Origin of the sequence: Vibrio sp. 10N.222.48.A3 (assembly GCF_041475345.1) — a bacterium.
Classification (GTDB): domain Bacteria; phylum Pseudomonadota; class Gammaproteobacteria; order Enterobacterales; family Vibrionaceae; genus Vibrio; species Vibrio tasmaniensis_A.
This window is the reverse complement of sequence record NZ_JBFRVX010001613.1, coordinates 1-973: the sequence shown is the minus strand read 5'-3', so window position 1 is coordinate 973 and position 973 is coordinate 1. Positions and strand designations below refer to the sequence as shown.

General features: G+C 40.3%; 1 protein-coding gene. It reads right to left on the bottom strand.

All coding sequences use genetic code 11. The features are described from left to right. On the bottom strand, positions 1-755 hold a 755-nt coding region (locus AB4653_RS28050; RefSeq protein WP_372105899.1), incomplete at its 3' end, for a flagellin. Positions 756-973: the final 218 nt, after the last annotated feature.

Sequence of the window (973 nt, the reverse complement as noted above, 5' to 3'; positions counted from 1 at the left end):
AAATCTGGCTCGGCAACAAATACCTGTATGCGACCTTCATCAGTAACCGATGCGTTAATTAAATCAGATTGACCATTAATGTAAGTTGCGAGTTCTTCGATATCGTCGCCGGCTTTGGCGCTTATATCGAGAGTAATCTCTTCACCCGCTTTAGTTTTGAATTCAAACTTAAGATCTTTTGCTGCTACTGGTACTTCCCAGCTTTTATCTTTAGCGTTTTCAGTGTCGAATGTTGTTCCGCCCATACGGAAATCATCCGCACGAATACTAGTCAGCGCCATAATCATCGCTTCACCAGAGTTTGAACCAATCTGGAATGAAGCTTCACCAAATGAACCATTCAATAAACGACGGCCACCGAAAGCTGTTGTCTCTGCGATACGGTTAAGTTCATCTTGAAGAGCCATTGTCTCTTCGTTTAATGCTTGACGCTCTGCTGGTGAGTTAGTGCCGTTTGATGACTGAATCGCTAGATCACGCATACGCTGTAGTATGTTCGTTGATTCGTTCATCGCGCCTTCTGCAGTTTGAGCAATCGAAATGCCATCATTTGCATTACGCATTGCTACATCAAGACCACGAGACTGTGCTGTTAAACGGTTTGATATTTGTAGGCCAGCTGCATCATCTTTTGCACTGTTGATCTTATGGCCTGATGACAAACGTTCCATAGAAGTCGCTAGTTCATTAGACGATTTATTCAAGTATCGTTGTGCTGTCATAGCAGATACGTTAGTGCTTACATTAATAGCCATATTGCTCTCCTTATGAGTTCGCAAAATTTCTGCGAAGCGGCCAGCTTTACTCTCATATGGATAAGCACTGACCGTGTATTACGCGATAAACCCTAGATAAGGTTTAAGATCTGTATTAATCATTTATGAAAAGTATAAAAGCATGTTGTGTGCCAACTTTTATTTTAATTCCAATAAATTTAAAATAAACATGAAAAACAAACACTTAAAAATGAATT